This window comes from Brachybacterium sp. AOP29-B2-41 (genome assembly GCF_052378395.1).
Taxonomy (GTDB): Bacteria; Actinomycetota; Actinomycetes; order Actinomycetales; family Dermabacteraceae; genus Brachybacterium.
Genome location: NZ_JBQSXR010000003.1, coordinates 114,733 through 136,037, shown reverse-complemented (window position 1 = coordinate 136,037; position 21,305 = coordinate 114,733). Strand labels below are relative to the sequence as shown.

At 69.3% G+C, this 21,305-nt stretch carries 20 protein-coding genes; 8 read left to right on the top strand and 12 right to left on the bottom strand.

Annotated features, from left to right (window positions below; genetic code table 11):
• Nucleotides 1–109: 109 nt before the first annotated feature.
• Nucleotides 110–1,654, bottom strand: coding sequence for a hypothetical protein (locus ACT3T9_RS04350; protein ID WP_444606031.1), 1,545 nt, complete (start codon nucleotides 1,652–1,654; stop codon nucleotides 110–112).
• A gap of 80 nt (nucleotides 1,655–1,734) precedes the next feature.
• On the opposite strand from ACT3T9_RS04350, the gene lipB reads away from it, so the two are divergent.
• From lipB to ACT3T9_RS04335, 3 genes are all read left to right on the top strand, one after another.
• Nucleotides 1,735–2,433 carry a lipoyl(octanoyl) transferase LipB gene (lipB, locus tag ACT3T9_RS04345; protein WP_441442987.1) on the top strand — a complete coding sequence of 233 codons (699 nt, stop codon included), beginning with the start codon at nucleotides 1,735–1,737 and terminating at the stop codon, nucleotides 2,431–2,433.
• Nucleotides 2,434–2,495: 62 nt separating this feature from the next.
• Nucleotides 2,496–3,518 (top strand): lipoyl synthase, encoded by a 1,023-nt coding sequence (gene lipA / locus ACT3T9_RS04340; protein WP_441442986.1) that lies wholly within the window; start codon nucleotides 2,496–2,498, stop codon nucleotides 3,516–3,518.
• 32 nt (nucleotides 3,519–3,550) lie between these two features.
• Complete coding sequence (locus ACT3T9_RS04335) at nucleotides 3,551–4,294, top strand: DUF4191 domain-containing protein (protein ID WP_441442985.1); 744 nt, start codon at nucleotides 3,551–3,553, stop codon at nucleotides 4,292–4,294.
• A gap of 406 nt (nucleotides 4,295–4,700) precedes the next feature.
• On the opposite strand, the gene ACT3T9_RS04330 is transcribed toward ACT3T9_RS04335, so the two are convergent.
• Nucleotides 4,701–5,135, bottom strand: a complete 435-nt coding sequence (locus tag ACT3T9_RS04330; RefSeq protein WP_441442984.1) for an RDD family protein — start codon at nucleotides 5,133–5,135, stop codon at nucleotides 4,701–4,703.
• 175 nt (nucleotides 5,136–5,310) lie between these two features.
• Between ACT3T9_RS04330 and glnA the strand changes: the two genes are divergently transcribed.
• Both glnA and ACT3T9_RS04320 read left to right on the top strand, forming a co-directional pair.
• Nucleotides 5,311–6,741 (top strand): type I glutamate--ammonia ligase, encoded by a 1,431-nt coding sequence (gene glnA / locus ACT3T9_RS04325; RefSeq protein WP_441442983.1) that lies wholly within the window; start codon nucleotides 5,311–5,313, stop codon nucleotides 6,739–6,741.
• 158 nt (nucleotides 6,742–6,899) lie between these two features.
• On the top strand, nucleotides 6,900–7,226 hold the full coding sequence (locus ACT3T9_RS04320) for a 2Fe-2S iron-sulfur cluster-binding protein (RefSeq protein WP_441442982.1): 327 nt from the start codon (nucleotides 6,900–6,902) through the stop codon (nucleotides 7,224–7,226).
• A gap of 99 nt (nucleotides 7,227–7,325) precedes the next feature.
• Here ACT3T9_RS04320 and ACT3T9_RS04315 read toward each other — a convergent pair whose 3' ends face one another.
• From ACT3T9_RS04315 to ACT3T9_RS04275, 9 genes are all read right to left on the bottom strand, one after another.
• Complete coding sequence (locus ACT3T9_RS04315) at nucleotides 7,326–7,667, bottom strand: YciI family protein (RefSeq protein WP_441442981.1); 342 nt, start codon at nucleotides 7,665–7,667, stop codon at nucleotides 7,326–7,328.
• 89 nt (nucleotides 7,668–7,756) lie between these two features.
• Nucleotides 7,757–9,412: an ABC transporter permease gene (locus ACT3T9_RS04310; RefSeq protein WP_441442980.1), complete on the bottom strand. Its 1,656-nt coding sequence runs from the start codon at nucleotides 9,410–9,412 to the stop codon at nucleotides 7,757–7,759.
• Entirely contained in the window at nucleotides 9,409–10,455 is a 1,047-nt protein-coding gene (locus ACT3T9_RS04305) for an ABC transporter ATP-binding protein (protein ID WP_441442979.1), read from the bottom strand. Before ACT3T9_RS04305 ends, ACT3T9_RS04310 begins: the two co-directional genes overlap by 4 nt.
• Complete coding sequence (locus ACT3T9_RS04300) at nucleotides 10,452–11,114, bottom strand: TetR family transcriptional regulator (protein WP_441442978.1); 663 nt, start codon at nucleotides 11,112–11,114, stop codon at nucleotides 10,452–10,454. The genes ACT3T9_RS04305 and ACT3T9_RS04300 overlap by 4 nt, the downstream gene beginning before the upstream one ends.
• Nucleotides 11,115–11,282: 168 nt before the next feature.
• Nucleotides 11,283–12,200: a PD-(D/E)XK nuclease family protein gene (locus ACT3T9_RS04295; RefSeq protein ID WP_441442977.1), complete on the bottom strand. Its 918-nt coding sequence runs from the start codon at nucleotides 12,198–12,200 to the stop codon at nucleotides 11,283–11,285.
• Nucleotides 12,201–12,338: 138 nt separating this feature from the next.
• A complete protein-coding gene (locus ACT3T9_RS04290; protein ID WP_444606030.1) occupies nucleotides 12,339–15,449 on the bottom strand; it encodes a bifunctional [glutamine synthetase] adenylyltransferase/[glutamine synthetase]-adenylyl-L-tyrosine phosphorylase in 3,111 nt (1,036 codons plus the stop codon).
• Nucleotides 15,450–15,537: 88 nt separating this feature from the next.
• On the bottom strand, nucleotides 15,538–16,875 hold the full coding sequence (locus tag ACT3T9_RS04285; protein ID WP_444600910.1) for a glutamine synthetase family protein: 1,338 nt from the start codon (nucleotides 16,873–16,875) through the stop codon (nucleotides 15,538–15,540).
• A gap of 96 nt (nucleotides 16,876–16,971) precedes the next feature.
• Nucleotides 16,972–17,481: a hypothetical protein gene (locus ACT3T9_RS04280; protein ID WP_444600909.1), complete on the bottom strand. Its 510-nt coding sequence runs from the start codon at nucleotides 17,479–17,481 to the stop codon at nucleotides 16,972–16,974.
• A gap of 30 nt (nucleotides 17,482–17,511) precedes the next feature.
• On the bottom strand, nucleotides 17,512–18,072 hold the full coding sequence (locus ACT3T9_RS04275; RefSeq protein WP_444606029.1) for a hypothetical protein: 561 nt from the start codon (nucleotides 18,070–18,072) through the stop codon (nucleotides 17,512–17,514).
• 167 nt (nucleotides 18,073–18,239) lie between these two features.
• Here ACT3T9_RS04275 and panB point away from each other — a divergent pair, with 167 nt between their 5' ends.
• Entirely contained in the window at nucleotides 18,240–19,058 is an 819-nt protein-coding gene (gene panB, locus ACT3T9_RS04270; RefSeq protein ID WP_444600907.1) for a 3-methyl-2-oxobutanoate hydroxymethyltransferase, read from the top strand.
• Nucleotides 19,059–19,068: 10 nt separating this feature from the next.
• On the opposite strand, the gene ACT3T9_RS04265 is transcribed toward panB, so the two are convergent.
• Nucleotides 19,069–19,287 (bottom strand): SPOR domain-containing protein, encoded by a 219-nt coding sequence (locus tag ACT3T9_RS04265; RefSeq protein WP_441442971.1) that lies wholly within the window; start codon nucleotides 19,285–19,287, stop codon nucleotides 19,069–19,071.
• A gap of 37 nt (nucleotides 19,288–19,324) precedes the next feature.
• Between ACT3T9_RS04265 and map the strand changes: the two genes are divergently transcribed.
• Together map and ppgK are read left to right on the top strand one after the other, a co-directional pair.
• A complete protein-coding gene (map, locus tag ACT3T9_RS04260; RefSeq protein WP_444606028.1) occupies nucleotides 19,325–20,212 on the top strand; it encodes a type I methionyl aminopeptidase in 888 nt (295 codons plus the stop codon).
• A gap of 127 nt (nucleotides 20,213–20,339) precedes the next feature.
• Nucleotides 20,340–21,239, top strand: a complete 900-nt coding sequence (ppgK, locus tag ACT3T9_RS04255; protein WP_444606027.1) for a polyphosphate--glucose phosphotransferase — start codon at nucleotides 20,340–20,342, stop codon at nucleotides 21,237–21,239.
• The last annotated feature ends 66 nt before the right edge of the window (nucleotides 21,240–21,305 follow it).

The following is a 21,305-nucleotide window of genomic DNA, read 5'->3' as shown; positions in this document are numbered from 1 at the left end:
CGTCTGGGCGCGTCCCGCGCACTGAGCGATGTTGAAGGGCCCCGATATCAGTTCTCTGGTGTCGGGGCCCTTCGGCGTGCCCGGTGGAGGTGCGGCTGCATGGGGACGATCAGCTCGCTCCGGTATCCCCCGGCGCTGGCTCCGCTAGCTGGTCCGGTTCCACTGGCTCACCCGGCTGCACTGGCTCGTCCGGCTCCACCGCCTCGACCTCCTCGACCGCCTCGACCGCCTCGACGAGCCATCGCTCGCCATTCCAGTGGAGGGTCAGCCGGACTTCGCGCGGGGCAGTCGCGGGAACGTGCGTGAGCTGCCCGGCGCGGTCCTCGAGCTCATGCTCTGCGGTCGAGGTGACCGCGCGCAGCACCACGGTGCCGTCGCCGTCCGGTCCCGCGAGCAGCTCCGCCTCATGGACCACCGGCCCACCGCCTCGGACCTGATGGCCCTGGTATGCGAGGCGGGTCTCCTCGTCAGCCGTGAACGCCTCACTCCCCGGCACAGCCACCGGCTGCGCGGATACTCCGGAGATGTAGGCGTGCCGGGCTCCGGCGACGTCTGCGACCAGGGCCCAGGGATCCTCGATCCGGGGCGCCCCGCTGGGCGGTGCTGGCGTCGCGACGGGAAGCTGTTCATGACCGGGAGCCTGCGCGGGACGCTCACTGGCCCACCACGCACCCATCGCCGCAGTGGATCCCAGCAGCAGAACCACGAGGGCACTCCCGACGGCAACTCGTCGCAGCGGAGGCTGACTCAGCACCTGACGGATCGCTGACAACCCGCGTCTCCCGGTCCCCGTCAGCGGGCCGACCAAGGTCCGAAGGCCAGCGGGGTGCGGCGTGCGGCGTCCGTACACGCCCACCGCTGCAAACTCGCCCCGCTCCCGCCGCCGGAGCCGGCGGGGTCGCGGCAGAGCCGCACCCGCGTGCTCCACCTCCGGACCCTCCACCCCGTCCGGCCCCTCCAGCTCCGCCTCGGCCTCCTGTCCGGACGCCGCTTGTGCGGCCGGCTCCATTAGCACTTCGGCAGCAGGGCCGGGGCCGGGCAGCGAGCGTTCCTGAAGCGGCCAGGAGGGGGCCACGAGATCGATCGGTCGGCGCAGGGTCCGCTCCTGGTCCCCGAGCACCGAGTCGACCCAGCGGCGGTCAGCCTGCCGGGCGGAGAGCGTCTCATCCCGCCGCAGCCCGGCCAGGTCGAGGGCCACCACACTCCCGTCTGGACGGACACCGAGCCCCTGCCCCGGTCCCGCTCCCAGCACCCATCCCCGCTGATGGACCGCATCGATCAGATCATCGAGATCGTCCCGGGCCCGCGCGAGGGCGAGACGCTCAGCGGTAGGTGGGGCGCAGTCCTCGGCAGCCCGCCGGCCGGAACGACGCCGCAGAGGAGGTGCGGCTTCGCGAAGGTATCCGTCGTCCTCGATCTCGAGCACGTTCGGTGCCGCCGTGATCCCCGCGACCTCGAGCGTCGCCAGCAGCTGGAGCTCATCGCGGATGCTGTGGCGGGCGTCTTCATCCAGCCCCTTGACCTCCACCGGCTGGCCGTGCCCGGCAGATTCTCGCTGCCTCTCCTGCCGCGCCGTTCCGGCGCGAGGCGGGCTCACGCCCGGTCCGAACGTGCCGGGGCCCCGGCGGGAGCTCTCCTCGTCGTTCTCGTCCATGACAGCAGTGAACCGCATCGCAGTGAGCTGTCCGCGATTCATCCACAACGCGCAGGTGGGAGGCGGAGTAGCCTGGGTCGATGCTCGACGTGATCCGTCTCGGTTTCAGCGAACCCGTCCCCGGTGGGGACCGCCATGAGGAGTTCGGCCTGCCCCCGGGCCCGGTCGAGTACCGAGCTGCCTGGGCGCTGCAGCGCGAGCTCCACGCCGAGGTGGTCTCGGGCAGCCGTCCCGACACGCTGCTGCTGCTCGAGCATCAGGCGGTCTACACAGCAGGCAAGCTCACCGAGGACCACGAGCGCCCCCGTGATGGTGCTGAGGTCGTGGACATCGACCGCGGCGGGAAGCTCACCTGGCACGGCCCGCAGCAGCTCGTCGGCTACCCGCTGGTGAAGCTTCCGATCCCGATCGATGTGGTGGGCTTCGTCCGTGATCTCGAGCGGACCCTGATCGACGTCTGCGCCGCCGTCGGCGTGGCGACGATGCCGGTGGCCGGTCGCAGCGGCGTCTGGGTCGCGCCGGAGGGCGAGGAGTCGCGCAAGGTGTGTGCGATCGGCATGCGGGTCTCGAAGCGTGCCACGATGCACGGTTTCGCGCTGAACTGCGCGAATGATCTCTCCTGGGCCGCGAATGTGATCCCCTGTGGGATCGATGATGCCGGAGTGACCAGCCTCAGCCGAGAGGCCGGGCACCGGATCGCGGTTGCCGACGTGGTGGACATCGCCGCGACGGCCATGACCGAGCTCGTGGCGCACCGCACCTCGCCCCGCGTGGGCTGAGTGCCCTGGGACCTGGCCAGGTCGATAGACTCCAGGGAACGTCGAGATGAGGAGGCATCAGGGTGACATTCGCCCCCGAAGGCCGACGCATGCTGCGCGTCGAGGCTCGCAACGCCGAGGTCCCGATCGAGCGCAAGCCCGAATGGATCAAGACCCGGGCCGTGATGGGCCCGGAGTACACCGCAATGAAGAAGCGCGTGCATGGTCAGGGTCTCCATACGGTCTGCGAGGAAGCCGGCTGTCCGAACATCTTCGAATGCTGGGAGGACCGCGAGGCGACCTTCCTCATCGGCGGTGACACCTGCACGCGGCGCTGCGACTTCTGCAACATCGCCACCGGCAAGCCGATGGCCGTCGATCCGATGGAGCCCTTCAAGGTCGCCCAGTCCGTCAAGGAGATGGGTCTTCGCTACTCGACCATCACGGGTGTGGCCCGCGATGATCTCGAAGATGGGGCGGCCGGTCTGTTCGCCCGCACCTGCGAGCAGATCCATGCGATGAACCCGGGCACCGGTGTCGAGCTGCTGATCGATGACATCAAGGGCAACGGCCAGCACCTGCAGCAGGTCTTCGAGGCCAAGCCCGAGGTGTTCGCGCACAACCTCGAGACCGTCCCGCGCATCTTCAAGCAGATCCGTCCCGCGTTCCGCTACGAGCGCTCCCTCGACGTGATCTCGATGGGGAAGGAGGCCGGGATGATCACCAAGTCCAACCTCATCCTCGGGATGGGTGAGACGGATGAGGAGATCCTCGAGTCGCTGCAGCGTCTTCACGATGCCGGCTGCGACATCATCACCATCACGCAGTACATGCGCCCGTCGAAGCTGCATCACCCGATCGACCGCTGGGTCAAGCCCCAGCAGTTCGTCGAGCTGTCCCAGGCTGCTGAGGAGATGGGCTTCCTCGCGGTGATGGCCGGGCCGATGGTCCGCTCCTCCTACCGCGCCGGCAAGCTCTGGGCGCAGTCGATGCGGAAGCTCGGCCGCGAGATCCCGGAGAACCTCCGCCACCTCGATTCGAACCAGCCCGCCCGTCAGGAAGCTGCGAGCGTCGTCGCCCGCACCCAGCAGGCCGTCGCGAGCTGACGCCCGCCCGGCCCCGAGAGGACCCACCGCACATGGCTCGCAAGTCCGAGACCAAGCCCGAGAAGGGCACGAAGATGAACGCCGACGGCTCCAAGAAGCAGGGTCGGATCAAGCAGATCATCGAGGTGTACAAGTACACCCAGGAGATCGATCGCACCACCTTGCCGTGGATGATCGGTGCGATCCTCGGTGCGATCGCGCTGGGTGTCCTGGTGAGCTGGCTGGTGCTGAACAGCCCCTGGTACGGCATCTTCATGGGCCTGGCCATCGGTGTGCTGGTCGCGATGATGATCCTGGCCCGCAAGGCGGAGCGTGCCGCCTTCGGCCGCATCAAGGGTCAGCCGGGGGCGGCGCTCGCGGCGATGCAGTCGATCCGTCGCGGCTGGAACATCGACGAGGAGCCGGTCCAGATCGACCCCCGCAGCCAGAAGATGCTCTTCCGCGCCTCGGGCCGGGCGGGTATCGCGGTGGTCGCTGAGGACTCCTCTGCGACCTCCATGAAGCTGCTTGAGAAGGAGCGTCGCAGCATCCGTCGCGTGCTCCAGCACGACAACGTCCCGGTCCATCAGATCGTGGTCGGCGACGGCGATGGCGAGGTCCCGCTGCACAAGCTGCCCAGCCACATGCAGCGGATGAAGAAGCAGCTCACCAAGGATGAGGCCGCCCAGGTCACGAAGCGGCTGAACGCTCTGCGCCGCTCGCTGCGGCAGTCAATCCCTAAGGGCGTCGACCCGATGCGCGCCCGCCCCAATCGCAAGGCGATGCGAGGCCGCTGAGCCCCTCTCCCCTGCTGTGAAGCCCCCGCCTGGAGTTCCAGACGGGGGCTTCGTCGTGCCCAGTCGGGCGAGGCCTCCTGCTGGGCCGCTCCACGTGCGGGCGCGGCCCCACCTGCGCGCACTGACCCTCCTGCGGGCTCGGCTCTCCTGTCGGCGCGGGCCTCCCATCGGCACGGGCCTCCCGTCGGCGCTGCCATCAAGCTGACGCGGCTCTCCTGCTGGCGCCGCCCGCCGGCCACCACGCCGTTACCGTCCCGTTACCTCCGTGATCTTTTCGTGACATTGACTATCGTCGCAGGTCAGCGGCTTGAGGAGGGGCGATGTCCATGAAGGGTCGGAGCGCACAGCGGCCGCGGATCGGGCACCTCGGAGGCCAGCTGTCGCGCCTCAGACGGGGATGGACAGCTCAGACGGTGACGACAGCCGTACCCGCGGCCACGTCGTGCAGCGGCTGCGCGTCCTTGTTCCAGACCACCGTCGGGAGCAGCAGCAGGATCATCCCCGTGCGGATCATGGACCTCAGCAGCATCGGGCTGCGCCCGCGGACGGGCCGCACTCGCAGCTTCAGCACGAACTGTCCCACGGTTGCCCCGAAAAGCGTCAGGAACAGCACGTTCATCGCCACGAAGAGCACCAGGTTCGCCAGCGCATCACCGTCGAACACGAGCGCCGAGGCCAGCATGCACAGCCCCCAATCGATCACCACCGACAGCGGCCGGCGCCAGAACGGCGCCACGGAACCGGGCCCTTCCGCGGGCAGCCCGATGGAGGAGCCCTTGACGTAGCCGGTCTCGTGGGGGGCGCCTTCGAGCCAGGCACCGAGGTCCTTGCGTTCGATCACGAGCACGACCATAGTGCGCCGATCTGGGAGCGCCGGTTCCCGGAGTGCTGCGGGACACAGCATTAGGATTGGGCGCACCCGAGCTCAGGTCCCTTGGGGGCCGACGGAGCTCATCAGGTGACGCCCATCGGGGTCAGACAGCACAACACGCGCCACGGGCGCGAATGGAGGGCATGTGTTCAACAATCCCAGCGAGGTCGTGAAGTACGTCGAAGAAGAGGGTGTCGAGTTCATCGACATCCGGTTCTGCGACCTTCCCGGCGTCATGCAGCACTTCAACATCCCCGCGAGCACCTTCGACGCGGAGGCCATCGCGACCGGCCAGCTCTTCGACGGCTCCTCGATCCGCGGATTCCAGGCGATCCACGAGTCCGACATGAAGCTCGTCCCGGATCTGGAGACCGCCTATCTCGATCCCTTCCGCGAGCGCAAGACCCTCATCATCAACTTCTCGATCGTGGACCCGTTCACGGATGAGCCGTACTCCCGCGACCCCCGCACCGTGGCGTCGAAGGCCGAGGAGTACCTGAAGTCGACCGGCATCGCCGACACTGCGCTGTTCGCCGCGGAGGCCGAGTTCTACATCTTCGACGATGTGCGCTTCAAGACGACGGTGAACTCCGGCTTCTACAGCATCGACTCCGACGAGGCGGTCTGGAACACCGACCGCGACGAGTCCGAGTTCGGCGGCAACCAGGGCTACAAGACGCGCCTGAAGGGCGGCTACTTCCCGGTCCCGCCGAACGATCAGATGGCGGATCTGCGCGATGAGATCTGCGCTGTGCTGGAGGAGACCGGCCTGCAGGTCGAGCGGGCCCATCATGAGGTCGGCACCGCAGGCCAGCAGGAGATCAACTACCGCTTCAACACCCTGCTGCAGGCAGCGGATGACGTCATGAAGTTCAAGTACGTCGTCAAGAGCTGCGTGTGGGATGCCGGCAAGACGGCGACCTTCATGCCCAAGCCCCTGTTCGGCGACAACGGTTCGGGGATGCATACCCACCAGTCGCTGTGGAAGGACGGCGAGCCGCTGTTCTACGACGAGCGCGGCTACGGCGGACTCTCCGACATCGCCCGCTGGTACATCGGCGGGATCATCGAGCACTCCCCCTCGCTGACGGCCTTCACCAACCCCACGGTGAACTCCTTCAAGCGCCTGGTGCCCGGCTTCGAGGCGCCGGTGAACATGGTCTACTCGGCTCGCAACCGTTCCGCCGCGATCCGCATCCCGGTCACCGGTTCCTCGCCCAAGGCCAAGCGCGTCGAGTTCCGTGCGCCGGACCCCTCGGCGAACCCGTACCTGGCCTTCGCCGCGCAGCTGATGGCCGGCATCGACGGCATCCGCAACCGCATCGAGCCGCCGGAGCCGATCGACAAGGATCTGTACGAGCTGCCGCCGGAGGAGCACAAGCAGATCAAGCAGCTGCCCGAGTCCCTCGGAGCAGCACTCGATGCCCTCGAGGCCGACAACGACTACCTCACCGAGGGTGACGTCTTCCCGGCCGATCTCATCTCGACCTGGATCGAGCTCAAGCGCACCACAGAGATCGATCCGTTCCGCTACCGCCCGCACCCGCACGAATTCGAGCTCTACTACGACATCTGAGTTCGACTCGTCTGAGGATGGGCCCCTGCTCCGCGTCGCCGCGGGCCGGGGGCCCTTCTCGTTCACCGCACTCGTTCACAGCCCTCGTTCACCGCGTCGTGGGCCAGCCCTCCTGGACCCGACTGGCCCCAGAGCCTCGGAGGGTGTGGAATAGGGGCATGAGCAGTATCGAGATCACCGTCATCGACCGCGAAGGCGTCGAAAACCCCGGCGTCGAATGGGAGGACGACGAGTCCCTCATGGAATGCCTGGTCCGCAACAGCTTCCCGATCCTCGCGATCTGCGGAGGGAACGCCTCCTGTTCCACCTGCCACTCCTTCCTCGACCAGGTCTCCTTCGAGACCGCAGGCGAGATCGATGAGGACGAGGCCGATGTGCTGGACAGCCTGACCGAGGCGGAGCGCGAACCCACCTCCCGGCTGACCTGTCAGATCGCCTGGGACATGGATCTCGCGGGTGCAGTGGTGCGGATCGGCCCGTTCTGATCCTTGGCTCCCGGTGAACCTCAGCTGGCTCTGAGTCACCGTCGGTGCCGGGCCGCGGGTGCTCCCGCCCCGGTCCGCACCCACCACGGCCACTGAGGTTCAGCTCTCCGGATCGTCCCCGAACACCCGCACCTCCTGGGCGCAGCGGCAGGCGACGGCAAGCTTCTGGGCCCAGTCCAGCGCTTCCTCCCGGTTGGCCAGCTCGAGTACGGCATAGCCGCCCTCGATGTGGCGGGTCTCGGCGTAGGTGCTCTCGAGCACCGTGCCGGTGCCGTCGACCATGACGGGCGGCACGCTCTCGTCGATTCCGCCTCCGAACACCCACACGCCAGCCGCCTTCGCCTCGCGCACCACGGCGTGGGAGGCGTCTGCGGCTGCCTGCAGGTCGGGTCCTCGCACGGTCATCGCACTGCTGGGGAAGGAGATCAGGTACTTCGACATCGGGTCCGCCTCTCGTCGGCCGCGGAGTATTCGTCCCGCGGGGTCACGTGCCTGCGTCCGGGCAGTCTCCTCCCCGCGCGCGAGCGCCGCTAGCCCGCTGCGAGATCCCGTCGCCGCAGGAGCAGCAGCCCCGCCACCACGAGCACAGCTGCCAGTCCGCCCATCACCAGCAGCGGCAGGCTCTCGAACTCCGCCGACGGCAGCAGCGGGACGTGGCTCAGCGGGGAGAGGTCCTTCACCCCGTCGGGCAGTCCCAGCATGTCGCCGAGGAAGGTGACCAGCGCGGTGAAGACGACCAGCAGCCAGGCGAGGCCCGTGGCGCGCAGATGCAGTCCGTAAGAGGCGAGGGCGAAGGCACCGTAGAGCGCGATCGCGGGCAGGTACGCGAGAGCGGCGAAGGTCATGTCCCCGATCCAGGAGATGTCATCGGTCGCGGCCCACACGCCGATCCCCACCCCGAAGCCGAGCAGCACCTGCATCAGCGCGACCTCGACCAGCACGACCAGGAACCACATCACGGCCAGGCGCACGCGGGAGGTCCCCGCCACCAGCACCCCGGCCAGACGGCCGGCGACCTCCTCGGTGCGCATCCGCAGCACCCCGGAGACGATGAGGGCGGCGGGCCCGATCGCGAGCATCATCAGCACGAAGGCGGAGAACGAGCCGGTGAGGTCATCCAGCGAGATGGGAGCGAACTCCTGGATCGTCGGCATCTCCTCGACGAGGTCCGTGAGCGAGGAGGCGAGGGAGCCGAAGGCGAGGGAGAACAGGAACAGTCCGATGCCCCAGGCGAGCATCGACCCGCTCACCAGACGCCGGGCGAGACCGCCGGGAGCCAGCAGTGCGGATGACGCGCGGCGCGGCCCGCCCGAGGCAGCTCGCAGCCCGGCGCCCACATCACGGCGGCGGGACAGCGCCCCGGCGAGCACCAGCAGGGCGATCACCGCCGCGAGGGAGACCAGCAGCGGCCACCAGCGCAGATCCACGAAGACGCGGGTCTGCTGAGCCCAGGTCAGCGGCGAGAGCCAGGAGAGCCAGGAGCCCTGCCGGTCGATCACGTCGCCGATGCCGCGCACCATGAACGCGAGGGCCAGCAGCCCGAGCGCCATCCCGGAGGCGGTGCCGGCATGCTCGGTGACCTGCGCGGCGACAGCTGTGATCGCGGCGAAGACCATCCCGGTCAGCGCTGTCGCGAGGCCGAGCGCAACAGACCCCGCGACCTCTCCGCCCATGGCAAGGGTGCCGATAGTGATGGCCGCGCCGAGTGCGAGGTTCGCGGCGGTGACGATGAGGAGCGCGGCCACGGCGGGGGCGAGCCTGCCGGTGGGCAGCGCCCGGATCATCTCCAGGCGCCCGGCCTCCTCCTCTGCGCGGGTGTGGCGCACGGTCAGCAGCACGCTCATGATCGCGGCCGGGATCAGTATGTAGAGGAAGAGCTCATTGGCCACCATGGCCCAGAAGGTGTACTGCTCGGTGGCGAAGAACGGCCCGGTCATCATGACGGCCGACGGGTTGTCCAGCAGCATCGCCCGCGCATCGAGCGCCCCTTGATCGGGGTAGGTTTCCTGCATCGCGTAGATCGAGGCGGGCACGAGGACGAGCAGGGCGAGCGTCCAGACGATGATCGCGCGGCGTGAGATCCGCCCGTAGAGCCGCACCAGGGAGCCCAGACCCGTCAGCGGCGATCCCGCCACCGGTGGGGCCCGATGCGTGTGCAGTGCGGGCGTGCCGGTCACGGCGCTCATGACTCCTCCGTCCCGGTTCCGCGGGGCCCTGCGGTGAGGTCATCTCCGTAGTGGCGCAGGAAGAGGTCCTCGAGCGAGGGCGGGGTGATCGTCAACGCGGTGACGTCCATCCGGGTCAGCGTCGGCAGGACGTCGTGCATAGCGGCGTCGTCGACGTCGAAGCGGAGCCGATCGCCGTCGACCACGAGGTCGTGGACGCCGTCCAGGGCGGCGAGCCGGGCGGGCTCCGCGCTCGAGGTGGCCGCGACGGTCGAGCGGGTCAGGTGCCGCAGCTGGGCGAGGGTCCCGGATTCGACGTCCTTGCCGGCGCGGATGATCGTCACCGTGTCGCAGAGCTTCTCGACCTCGGCGAGGATGTGGCTGGACAGCAGCACGGTGCGGCCATCGGCCCGCAGGCGGGCGACCTCGTCGGTGAAGATCGCCTCCATCAGGGGGTCCAGGCCCGAGGTGGGCTCGTCCATGATGTACAGGTCCACGTCCCGCGACAGCGCTGCGACCAGGGAGACCTTCTGCCGGTTCCCCTTGGAGTAGGTGCGGGAGCGTTTGGTGGGATCGAGCTCGAAGCGCTCGATGAGCTCGCTCCGGCGACGCTGGTGGGCGGCGCCCTTCTCGCCGCGGGTGAGCACGTCGATCGCCTCTCCCCCGGTGAGGTTCGGCCAGAGGTTCGTATCTCCCGGCACGTAGGCGAGTCGGTGATGAATCTGCACGGCATGGGACCACGGATCCATGCCGAGCACCTCGGCGGTGCCCGAGCTGGCCCGCAGCAGTCCCAGCAGGACGCGGATGGCGGTGGACTTCCCGGCGCCGTTGGGTCCGAGGAAGCCGGTGACCTGGCCGCGGGGCACGGTGAGGTCGAAACCGTCCAGGGCTCGGGTGGTGCCGAAGGTCTTGGTGAGACCTCGGACCACGACGGCGGCATCGGTGGTCGGCGGCGCATCGGTGGGGGCCGGAGCATCGGTGGTCGGCGGCGCATCGGTGGTCGCCGGAGCTGACCCGGTGCGGCCGGCGGCGGGGTCGGGGTCGGGGGCATGGGCAGTGTTCATGAGGTGTTCCCTTCGGTGGTTGTCGGGGTGTGGTCGCCGCTCGCTGCGGCAGTGCGATAGGCATCCAGCAGCGAGCTGTCCTGCAGCAGGGGCGTCGTGAAGAGCTCGAGCATCGGGAGCATCAGCGAGTCGGTGTAGCTGCGCAGCCAGGTGGGGAGGTCGGCGAGATCGAGATGGTCCCGCTGGGCGGGCAGCTGGAGCAGCAGCGCGCCGAGTGCCATCTCCGTGAGCACGCGGGCGCGGGCCACAGGATCGCGGCTGGGGCTGATCAGCCCGGCGTGCACGCCCTGCTCGAAGTAGTCGGTGGCGTCGACGACGAAGTCCGCGACCAGCTGCTGTGCCAGGGGTCCGCCGGCCTGGAGCCGGCGCAGCACGTAGCCGACCACCGGGGCGTAGCGTTCGGTCTCGGCGAGCTGGGCGAGCATCACCCCGGAGCCGCCGGTGAAGACGTCGAGCTTGTTCTCGTGGGTCACCTCGAGCGCCCGTCGGTCGCACGCCTCGAGGAGGCGCTCACGAGAGCCGTAGTGGTGGATGATCAGACCCGCGCTGACCCCGGCGTCCTGGGCGACGGCACGCAGTGGCGCGCTGAGCCCGTCGACGGCGAAGCGCTGCAGAGCGGCGCGAAGGATGCGCTCCTCGGCAGGTGGGGTGGGTTCCATGGGCGCTCCCTCGGCTCGCTTCGAGCCTCGAACAGAGGCTCCATTGAACTGTCGTTCAACACCCTATACGCGTGTTCAATGCGGAGCAAGGGGGAATCACAGAACGTGCACAGCGTGCCCGCCGCGGACTGGCGCGGGGAACGGGCAGGGAGGGCCTCCCGCAAGGCGTCAGCCCAGGGTGTCGAGCCCGCCCTTGCTGCGCAGCAGCGAGAGCAGCAGATCCTTGGGCCCGTCGGCCGGCTCGAGCGCACACTCGTCGGGCTCGAAGGACCAGGCCGCGCGCAGGGAGCGGAACACCTCGAACTCGGCGTCCCCGGTGCGCAGCGGCACCGCCTTGTAGCCACCGGCTTCGGGCAGGTGGATGATGAACGCGCCGGTCAGCTCGGGCATCTCGCGCGTGGTGCCGTCGTCGTCCAGCAGCAGCTCGGCGCGGCACACGGCGACCCCCTGCAGGGCGTAGTCTCCGCGCACCTTCTTCGAGGTCTTGATGTCTGCGCTGAGCACGGTGTTGCCGATCTTCACGATCGCATCGGTGGTGCCGGCGTAGCCCACGGTGTGGTTCACGACGGTCTGCTCGATCTCGAGGAACTCGGGCTGATAGTCCTCGAGGAAGCGGCCATAGCCGTCCAGGCGCACCTCGGCGCGGGAGATGAGGGCCTGGGGATCCTTCTCGTCGGCGAAGCTGCCGTGTGCGGTGCGCATCTGGTCGATGAGCGCTCCGAGGTGGGCGGCATCGGGACGGGCGCCGCTGGTGCCCCAGTCCTCGCAGGCGGTGTGCACGAGGGTGCCGAAGTCTGCGGCGGAGCGGGTGTACTCCGGGGCGGCCGCCGCGATGCGCTTCTGCGTTCCCCAGCGGTCACGGGTCACCCGGGAGATCTCTGCGGAGGCACGCTGCGGGTTCCGGTCCAGCCAGGCATACATGTCCAGCGCCCGCTTGGAGGCCATCGTCGCGTACCAGCCCTGCAGGAAGTCCTTCGCACGCGCTCCCGCGACCGTGGTGATCGAGGGGTACATGAGCGGCCCGTCGGGCTCGAGTCGGTACATGCGGCCGCGCGGGGTGTCAGCGCTGAGAGAGGGCGTGGTCATGAGTCCTCAGGAGGGGAACTGGCGTCGCCAGGGCGACGAGGATGATGGACGACGCCCACCGTACGCCGCGGCGCGCACAGGTGAGCCCAGCCGGTGCGCGGACGCGCCGGGCCGCTCCCCGGATCACACGCGAGCCGCTCATTCCTCCTCACCGAAGATGAGCCGCTCGGCGATGATCCTGGCCCGACGGGTCAGGCGGAAGTAGCGCTCTTCGAGCTCGGAGGCGGAACCATCCTCGCCATCGATCAACAGCGCCAGGGCGCGCAGGTCGTGACGGTCAGTGGGCAGCACATCCCCCTCGCGGCCCTTCCACAGGAACAGTCCGCGCCGGATCTGCCAGGCCAGGGTCCAGGCATCGGTGAGCTCCTGGGCCTCGCGGGCGGTGAGCAGGCCCGCTTCCGCGGCGGCCGTGAGCTGGTCGAGGGTGCGGGGCGTGCGCAGCCCCTCGACCTCGTGGCCGTGCTCAAGCGCCAGGATCTGGGCGGACCATTCCACGTCCGTCATCCCGCCCCGGCCGAGCTTCACATGGAGAGAGGGATCCGTGTTGCGGGGCAGCCGCTCGGACTCCACCCGCGCCTTCATCCGGGTGATCTCACGGCGGGCCGACTCCGGCAGCCCGCCCTCGGGATAGCGGTAGCGGTCCATCTCCTCGCACAGCTGCTCGGCGACCGCTTCGGAGGCGACCACGGGCCGTGCCCGCAGCAGGGCCTGCTTCTCCCAGGTCTCCGCGTCGCGGCGGTAGTAGTCGCTCCAGGAGTCGAGGCTGCGGGCGAGCGGACCCACCTTCCCCTCGGGGCGGAGGTCCGCGCTGACCCGCATGTCTGAGCGTGCGGTCGGGGCGTTGAGGATCTTCTGGATCTGGGCGGCGACCGCACCGGCGATCTCGACCGCAGACTTGCCGGCGCCGCGGTCGATCACGACGAACTGGACATCGGCGTCGGAGGAGTACCCCATCTCGCGGGCTCCGAAGCTGCCCATTGCGATGATCGCCATCTCGATCCCCAGCGCCCGTGCCGGGTCGGAGCGCTTCTCGCGCAGGCGCAGTGCGGTCTCGACATCCACCTCCGGCTCGCTGTCGAGGGTCTCGGCGTCCTCCCCCACCACCTCCCGGTGCCGGGCCACGACGTGCAGGGCGACCAGCATTCCGGCCTCGAGCACCGCCTCGGCGAGGTCGGTCAGGGCCCGAGCGACCACGGCCGGGCTCGCCACGCCGGTGAGGTGGGCGAGGGCGATGCGCAGCAGTTCGCGGTTGCGGGTGCGGCGCAGCACATCACGGGCCACCTCCGCGTCATCGACCCGGGAGATGACGGCGAGGAACTCCCGCCCCAGCACGTCGCGGGCGAGGGGGCGCAGCTGTTCGTCGCGGGCGAGCCAGCGGACCCCTTCGGGGATCCGCTCGAGCTGCTCGCCGACGTAGCGGCCGGAGGCGAGCACCCGGGTGAGTCGTTTGGCGGCGAGGCCGGAGTCGCGCAGCAGGCCCAGGTACCAATGTGCGGAGCCGATCGTGTCCGAGAGCCGGCGGAAGCCCAGCAGGCCGAGGTCCGGGTCGACGCCGTCAGCGAACCATTCGAGCATGGCGGGCAGCAGCTGACGCTGGATCTTCGCGCGGCGGGAGATGCCCTCGGTGAGCGCGGAGATGTGGTCGAGCGCCCGGGAGGGGTCGCGGTAGCCGATCGCCGAGAGGCGGGCGGCGGCGTCCTCCTGGCTCAGTCGGATCTGCCCGTCGCTGAGCTGCGAGGCGGTCAGCAGCAGCGGCCGGTAGAAGATCTCCTCGTGCAGCTGCCGCACCCGGCGCCGTGTGCGCTGGTAGCGCTGATGGAACTCATCGGTGGACAGGCCCAGGCTGCGGGCGAGACGGCGCAGATCGGAGGCTGCGGTGGGTAGCACCTGGGTGCGGCGCAGGCGGTGCAGCTGGAGGCGGTGCTCGACGCAGCGCAGGAAGCGGTAGGCCTCGTCCATCTCCGCGACGTGGTCCCGCGAGATGTAGCCGCCCTCTCCGAGCCGGGCGAGGGCATCGAGGGTGGAGCGGCCCTGGAGCACCTCGTCGGCGCGGCCATGCACCATCTGCAGCAGCTGCACGGTGAACTCCACATCCCGCAATCCGCCCGGTCCGAGCTTGAGATTCCGCTCGACCTCGGCGCGCGGGATGTGGGCCACCACCCGCCGTCGCATCGCGCGGGCATCCTCGACGAAGCCGTCCCGGGTGGAGGCCTGCCACACCCAGGGCTCGACCATCGCCTCGAACTCGAGCCCGAGCGCGTGGTCCCCGGCGGCCGCGCGTGCTTTCAGCAGCGCCTGGAACTCCCAGGACTTCGCCCACTCGGTGTAATAGCGGCGGTAGGAGGGGACGGTGCGCACGAGGGGTCCGTCCTTCCCCTCGGGGCGGAGGTTCGCATCGACCTGCCACAGCGAGCCCTCACCGGTGCGCTCGGAGCAGGCCCGGGCGAGCTCGCGGGCCAGGGCCGCGCCGATCGCGATGACGTCTCCCTCCCCCTCATCACCGTCCTCAGGGCGCTGTGCGGGGGCGACGACATGCATGACGTCGACGTCGGAGATGTAGTTGAGCTCGCGGGCACCGGTCTTGCCGAGCGCGATCACCGCCCAGCGCACCTTCTCGTGGCCTTCGATGGTCGCCCGCGCGATCGCCGCGCCGGCCTCGAGCGCCGCATCGGCAAGGTCGCTGATCGCGGCGGAGACGCGGGGTTGGAGCGCTGTCGGGTCCGTCGCGCCGACGTCCGCGGCAGCGATCTGCGCGAGCCGGCCGTGATAGGCGATGCGCAGGGCATCTCGCATCTCGCGGCCGCCGTCACCGGCGACGGGGACGTCCGCCGCGGGATCTGCCCCGACGGCCTCGAGCAGGGTGCGCCGGATCTCGGTCGCGGTCATCGTGAGCTCGTCGTCGCCCTCGCGCAGCAGGCTCAGATGCTCGGGATGGCGCGCCAGGAAGTCTCCGAGAGCAACAGAGGTGCCCAGCAGGGTGATGAGGCGATGCCCGGGTGTGCCCGCCGTCCCGATGCCGCCGAGGAACCCCTCCATCAGCGGCTGCTGCCCCGCCTCCTGCGCGGCTTCGGCCAGTCGCAGCAGGCCCAGCACCGCGTCGTCGCCGTCGGCGGTGCGGCCCAGGGCCCGGGCGGCGTCGCCGCCGAGTCCGGCCAGGGCCGGTTCGGCGAGGAAGCGGCGCACTCGGTCGGTGCTGCTGAAGCCGAGGCGCGCGAGGGCCCCGGTGGTGGTCGACGGTTCGCTGCTCACGTGCTCTTCTTTCACTGACGCGGCCTACACTCACGCGGCTCTCACTCACGCGACTTCCAATGACGCGGCGTTTTCAGCGCCGGTGTCCTCAGACCCGGCTGAAGGTCGACCGCAGCTCGTAGTCGGTCACCTGCTCGCGGTAGCGCTGCCATTCCTGGCGCTTGTCCCGCAGGAAGAACTCGAAGACCTGCTCGCCGAGCGTGCTGGCCATCAGCTCGGAGCTCTCGAAGACCTCCAGCGCCCGGAAGAGATCGGTGGGCAGGGGGTCGATGCCCATCGCCCGGCGCTCCCGCTCGGAGAGATCCCAGACCGCGTCCTCCGCCCCCTCGGGCAGCTCGTACTCGCCCTCGATGCCCGCCATGCCGGCGGCCAGCAGCACCGAGAAGGCGAGATAGGGGTTGGCCGAGGAGTCCAGCCCCCGGAACTCGACGCGCGAGCTGGTGCCCTTGGTGGGCTTGTGGAAGGGGACCCGCACCAGCGCGGAACGGTTGTTGTGCCCCCAGCACACGTAGCTCGGTGCCTCCTGCGCGCCCCATAGGCGCTTGTAGGAGTTCACCCACTGATTGGTCACCGCGCTGTACTCCGGGGCATGGCGCAGAAGTCCTGCGATGAAGTGCCGGCCAGTCCGCGAGAGCCCGTATTCGGCGCCCGGCTCGTGGAAGGCGTTCTTGCCGCCCTGGAAGAGCGAGAGATGGGTGTGCATGCCGGAGCCGGGCTGGTCGATCATCGGCTTGGGCATGAAGGTGGCGACCTGGCCCATCGACAGCGCGACCTCCTTGACCACGGTGCGGAGGGTGACGATGTTGTCCGCCGTGGTGAGCGCGTCGGCGTAGCGCAGGTCGATCTCGTTCTGCCCGGGCCCGTTCTCGTGGTGGGAGAACTCCACCTGGATGTTCATCGCCTCCAGGTGCTGGATCGCGGTGCGCCGGAAGTCCTGGCCCTGCCCGCGGTGGACGTGATCGAAGTAGCCGGCGTTGTCGATCGGGCGCAGCGGCTCGCCCTGCGCATAAGGCTCATCGAAGAGGTAGAACTCGATCTCGGGGTGGGTGAAGAACTCCAGCCCCTTCTCCTCCGCTCGGCCGAGGGCCTGGCGCAGCACCCGCCGTGGATCCGAGGCGGCCGGTTCACCGTCGGGGGTCAGCACGTCACACATCATGCGGCCGGTCGCGTTGGTCTCGCCTCGCCAGGCCAGCAGCTCGAATGTGCCCGGATCCGGGCGCAGGAGCATGTCCGATTCGTAGCTGCGGGTGAGGCCCTCGATGGTGGAGCCGTCGATGCCGATGCCCTCGGTGAATGCGGTCTCGAGGTCCGAGGGGGAGATCGCGATGGACTTCAGCGTCCCCGCGATATCGCAGAACCACAGCCGGATGAAGCGCACGTCCTGATCGGAGACGGTGCGGATGACGTCATCGTGGAGATGTCCCATGCGACCAGTGTGCCTCAGGCTTCAAGACTCCCGGAGACGGAACGCCCCGGCATCCGAATGCTGGATGCCGGGGCGCCGATCTCACGGGTGGGAGACTCAGATGTAGTCGCTGCCGTCGATGTACCACTGGCCGTCTTCGGCCTTGATGAAGGTCATCCCCGCATCCTGACCCATCATGCTGACCCCGGCGGTGCCGTCTCCATTGTCGACGCCCTCGAACATCGAGCGGTCGAGCGATTCGAGCAGGGAGGGGTCAACGTCTGTCTCCCCGGCCTCGCCCTCGAAGCCGATGGCGCACTGCTCAAGCACGGTGCCCTCCATCGGTTCGTCGGTCATCGGGTTGAGGATCATCGTGCACGCGGCCGTGCCGTCGCTCTGGGCGGCAGCCTGCAGGAACTCGTAATAGCGGTCACCCACTACGGTGAGATCCTGCTCGCTGATGGCCTCGCCAGCGGCGGCGTCATCGCCAGCAGCTGCGTCGTCGCCCTCGTCGGTGCTCGCGTCTCCGTCACCTTCATCGGTGCTCGCGTCGCCGCCGACGCGGATGCCGACTGCGCACAGATTGGCACAGCAGATCCTGCGCTGTCGCTGGGGAGAACTCCCCATCGCGCACCGCCGCGATCCCTCACGGCAGGCTCAGAAGGGGAGGGAGAAATACCATTCCTGGTCGTCACCCTGCACCATCGGGATGTCCACCGGCTCCCCGAGCAGGCTGAGCGAGACGGTCCCGTCACCGTTGTCGGTGGCCTCGACCATGGAGGTGTCGATCACGTCGAACCGGCCCGGCACCAGCAGCTCGGAGTAGGAGGCGAGGGCGGGTTCCACCCCGTCGGCGCATTCCTGGAGCCGCTCTCCCTCGGGGGCAGTACGGGTGGTGGGATCCAGCACCAGGGCGCATGCCGCGTCCCAGTCCTGGTCATCCAGCAGCTGCAGACCCTCGACGAAGCGCTGCGAGGCGGCCTCGAGCTGCTCGTCGCTGAACGGGCTGCCGGCGGCCTGCCCCCCGCCGTCGCTCGCAGCGGGGGTGCTCTCCTCCGCCGGCGCAGGTCCCGGTGCATCCTGCGGCGAGGTGCTGGCCCGCGGCGACTCGGGCGGTTCGTCCTCACCGCCGGTGCAGGCCGCGGCGCCCAGCGCGAGCGCCAGCATCCCGGCGCCCGCGGCGATGCGGCGGCCGATGCCTTGCTTCCTCGTTCTCACGTCGCCTTCTCCTCCTGGCCGACCGATGAGTGGGTCGGCACCAGAGTGGCACACTCCGGGACCTCCTGCGGCAGGAGACCGGCGACCGGGCGGAGGCGCTGGGGGTGGCCCCGACGGCGATAGGCTGGAGTGCAGTTCCCCACCCGTTCACTGCCCAGGAGCACCTCGTGAGCACTGAGTCCCCCACCGGTCCGGCGAAGATCCGCCTGCGTCATCTGCAGCTGGCCAAGTCGCAGGGACAGCCCTTCGCGATGCTCACGGCCTACGACCAGTTCGCCGCTCAGGTCTTCGAGGCGGCGGGCATCGAGGTGCTGCTGATCGGGGATTCCGTGGGCAGCACGGTGCTGGGTCACACCTCCACCACCTCGACCACCCATCAGGACATGCTCACGTTCACCGGTGCGGTGGCCCGCAGCGTGCGCCGCCCGCTGGTGATGGCGGACCTCGCCTTCGGGACCTATGAGAGCGGGCCAGCGGACGCGCTGCGCCATGGCGTCGAGCTGATCCGTGCCGGCGCGGAGGTGGTCAAGCTCGAAGGCGGAGCGGAGGTCACCGCCCAGGTCCGAGCGCTGGTCGATGCCGGGATCCCGGTGTGTGGCCATCTCGGCTTCACCCCGCAGTCGGTGAACTCGCTCTCGGGCCACCGGGTCCAGGGCCGTGACGAAGCCGGCGCCGAGAAGCTCCTCGCCGATGCCCTCGCCCTCGAGGAGGCAGGAGCCTCCGCCATCGTGCTCGAGCTGGTCCCCGCCGCGCTCGCCGCACGCGTGACCGAGGCGGTCTCCGTTCCCACCATCGGGATCGGCGCCGGGCCGAGCTGCGACGGCCAGGTGCTGGTCTGGCAGGACATGGCCGGGCTCTCCGGCTTCCAGGGCAAGTTCGTGAAGGCGTTCGCGGATCTGCGCGGAGATCTCCAGCAGGCCGCGCAGCAGTACCGCGCCGAGGTCCGGGAGCGCAGCTACCCGGGTCCTGAGCACTCCTTCGAGTGAGCCGGGAGGCTCAGCGCGCGCCGTCGGGCTTCGCCGGCGGGGTGCCGTAGTCCTCCCACTTCTCGTCGGCCTCCTCCCACTTCTCATTGCGGGCGGCAGCGGTCTGCAGTGCCCGCTCCGCCTCCTGTCGGGTCGCGTACGGCCCCATCAGGTCCGTGCCGGGGGACTGCTGCCCCTCCTCCACGTTCCCGGTGCTGAGGTTGTAATAGAACTGCGTGCCCTCGCTCACGTCTGGCTCCTTCTAAGTCGGTGAGAGACTGGTGGACATGACTGTAGAGCAGGAATGGACCCGTCCAGAAGGCCGCGCGCTGCTGGTGCCCGGCACCCTCGGCCCCCGTCGCAGCGTGCCGGCACGCATCGAGCGCCCCGAATACGTCGGCAAGGATGAGGCGGTCTCGGACAGCGGTCCCCGCGTGCAGACCCCTGAGGTGATCGAGCGGGTGCGCGTGGCCTCGCGCATCGCCGCACTGGCCCTGCAGGCCGCCGGTGAGGCGGCCCAGCCGGGCGTGACCACCGATCGGATCGACGAGGTCGTCCACCAGGTGCTGATCGAGAACGGCGCCTACCCCTCGACGCTCGGCTATCTGGGCTTCGAGAAGTCCTGCTGCACGAGCCTGAACGAGGTCATCTGCCACGGCATCCCGGATTCGACCGTGATGGAGTCCGGGGACATCCTCAACGTGGACGTCACCGCCTTCATCCACGGCGTGCACGGCGACTGCAATGCCACCTTCGCGGTGGGCGAGATCCATCCCCGCGCGCAGGATCTGATCACCGTCGCGCACGAGACGATGATGCGCGGGATCAAGGTCGCCAAGCCCGGCCGGGAGGTGAACGTGATCGGCCGCGTGATCGAGAAGTTCGTGGCCCGCCACGGCTACGAGTCGGTGCAGGACTACACCGGCCACGGCGTCGCCGAGGGCTTCCACAACGGCCTGATCATCCCGCACTACGACTCCGCCCCGATGTTCGACGACGTCATCGAAGAGGGCATGACCTTCACGATCGAGCCGATGGTGACGATCGGTTCCCAGGCGTGGGAGCAGTGGGACGACGGCTGGACCGTGGTGACCAGGGACCGTTCCTTCACCGCGCAGTTCGAGCACACGGTGGTCATCACCGCCGACGGCCCCGAGCTGCTGACCGTCGTCTGAGTCGTCACGGACCTCGCGCCGCCGAGACCCTCACGCCAGGTATTCTGGGCGGCTGTGAGCACCGCCACGTCCGGTGCACTGATCAGCGGGGCTCGGACCTGCCCCGCTACGGCAACCAGGAGACACGATGAGCAAGAAGGCCTTCGGGATCGACATCGGCGGCAGCGGCATCAAGGGGGCCCCGGTGGATCTGGCCACCGGTGAGCTCCTCGCGGAGCGGGTGCGGATCGCGACCCCGCAGCCCTCGACGCCCGATGCCGTCGCGGACACGGTCGCGGAGCTGATCGCCTCCTTCGACATCGACGACGACATGCCGGTGGGCGTCACCTTCCCCGCCGTGATCCAGGCCGGGGTGGCCCAGACCGCAGCGAACGTGGACAAGGCCTGGATCGGGACCGACGTCGATGCGCTGCTGACGAAGCGCACGGGCCACGACGTCTTCGTGGTCAACGACGCGGACGCCGCCGGCATCGCCGAGATGACGTTCGGCGCGGGCCAGGACACCTCGGGGGTGGTGCTGGTGGTCACGCTGGGCACCGGCGTGGGCAGCGCGACCTTCGTGGACGGGCGGCTCGTGCCCAACACCGAGCTCGGCCACTTGCTGCTGCACGGGGACTCCGCCGAGAAGTACATGGCCAGCTCCATCCGTGAGAAGGAGGACCTCGACTGGGAGACCTGGGCCGGCCGGCTCCAGGAGTACTTCTCGCACGTCGAGTTCCTCTTCAGCCCCACCCGGATCATCGTCGGCGGCGGTGTGTCCAAGAAGCATCAGAAGTTCCTGCCGCTGCTGGATCTCAAGACCGAGATCGTGCCGGCGGAGCTGCGCAACGAGGCCGGGATCGTCGGCGCCGCAGCCCTCGCCCGCCACGAGCAGAAGTCACTGAAGAAGGCCGCGAAGAAGGCTGGGAAGACGTCCGACGGAAAGTCAGACGAGAAGTCCGCCAAGAAGGCTGCGAAGAAGGCCGCGGAAAAGTCCGAGCAGCAGGCGGGGGAGAAGGAGAAGGTCAAGCGCGAGGCAGCGAAGTAGGCCGCTGCCTTCTGCCCCCTGCACACGGCTCGCGCCGCGCCCCTTCAGGGTCGCGGCGCCTGGGCC

Coding starts and splice junctions, on each gene's coding strand:
- ACT3T9_RS04295 (WP_441442977.1), bottom strand. CDS start 12,200: ATGACCACGCCCTCTCTCAGCGCTGACACCCCGCGCGGCCGCATGTAC.
- ACT3T9_RS04320 (WP_441442982.1), top strand. CDS start 6,900: ATGAGCAGTATCGAGATCACCGTCATCGACCGCGAAGGCGTCGAAAAC.
- ACT3T9_RS04305 (WP_441442979.1), bottom strand. CDS start 10,455: ATGAACACTGCCCATGCCCCCGACCCCGACCCCGCCGCCGGCCGCACC.
- ACT3T9_RS04280 (WP_444600909.1), bottom strand. CDS start 17,481: ATGGGGAGTTCTCCCCAGCGACAGCGCAGGATCTGCTGTGCCAATCTG.
- ACT3T9_RS04310 (WP_441442980.1), bottom strand. CDS start 9,412: ATGAGCGCCGTGACCGGCACGCCCGCACTGCACACGCATCGGGCCCCA.
- ppgK (WP_444606027.1), top strand. CDS start 20,340: ATGAGCAAGAAGGCCTTCGGGATCGACATCGGCGGCAGCGGCATCAAG.
- ACT3T9_RS04335 (WP_441442985.1), top strand. CDS start 3,551: ATGGCTCGCAAGTCCGAGACCAAGCCCGAGAAGGGCACGAAGATGAAC.
- ACT3T9_RS04350 (WP_444606031.1), bottom strand. CDS start 1,654: ATGGACGAGAACGACGAGGAGAGCTCCCGCCGGGGCCCCGGCACGTTC.
- ACT3T9_RS04315 (WP_441442981.1), bottom strand. CDS start 7,667: ATGTCGAAGTACCTGATCTCCTTCCCCAGCAGTGCGATGACCGTGCGA.
- map (WP_444606028.1), top strand. CDS start 19,325: ATGACTGTAGAGCAGGAATGGACCCGTCCAGAAGGCCGCGCGCTGCTG.
- ACT3T9_RS04300 (WP_441442978.1), bottom strand. CDS start 11,114: ATGGAACCCACCCCACCTGCCGAGGAGCGCATCCTTCGCGCCGCTCTG.
- ACT3T9_RS04285 (WP_444600910.1), bottom strand. CDS start 16,875: ATGGGACATCTCCACGATGACGTCATCCGCACCGTCTCCGATCAGGAC.
- lipB (WP_441442987.1), top strand. CDS start 1,735: ATGCTCGACGTGATCCGTCTCGGTTTCAGCGAACCCGTCCCCGGTGGG.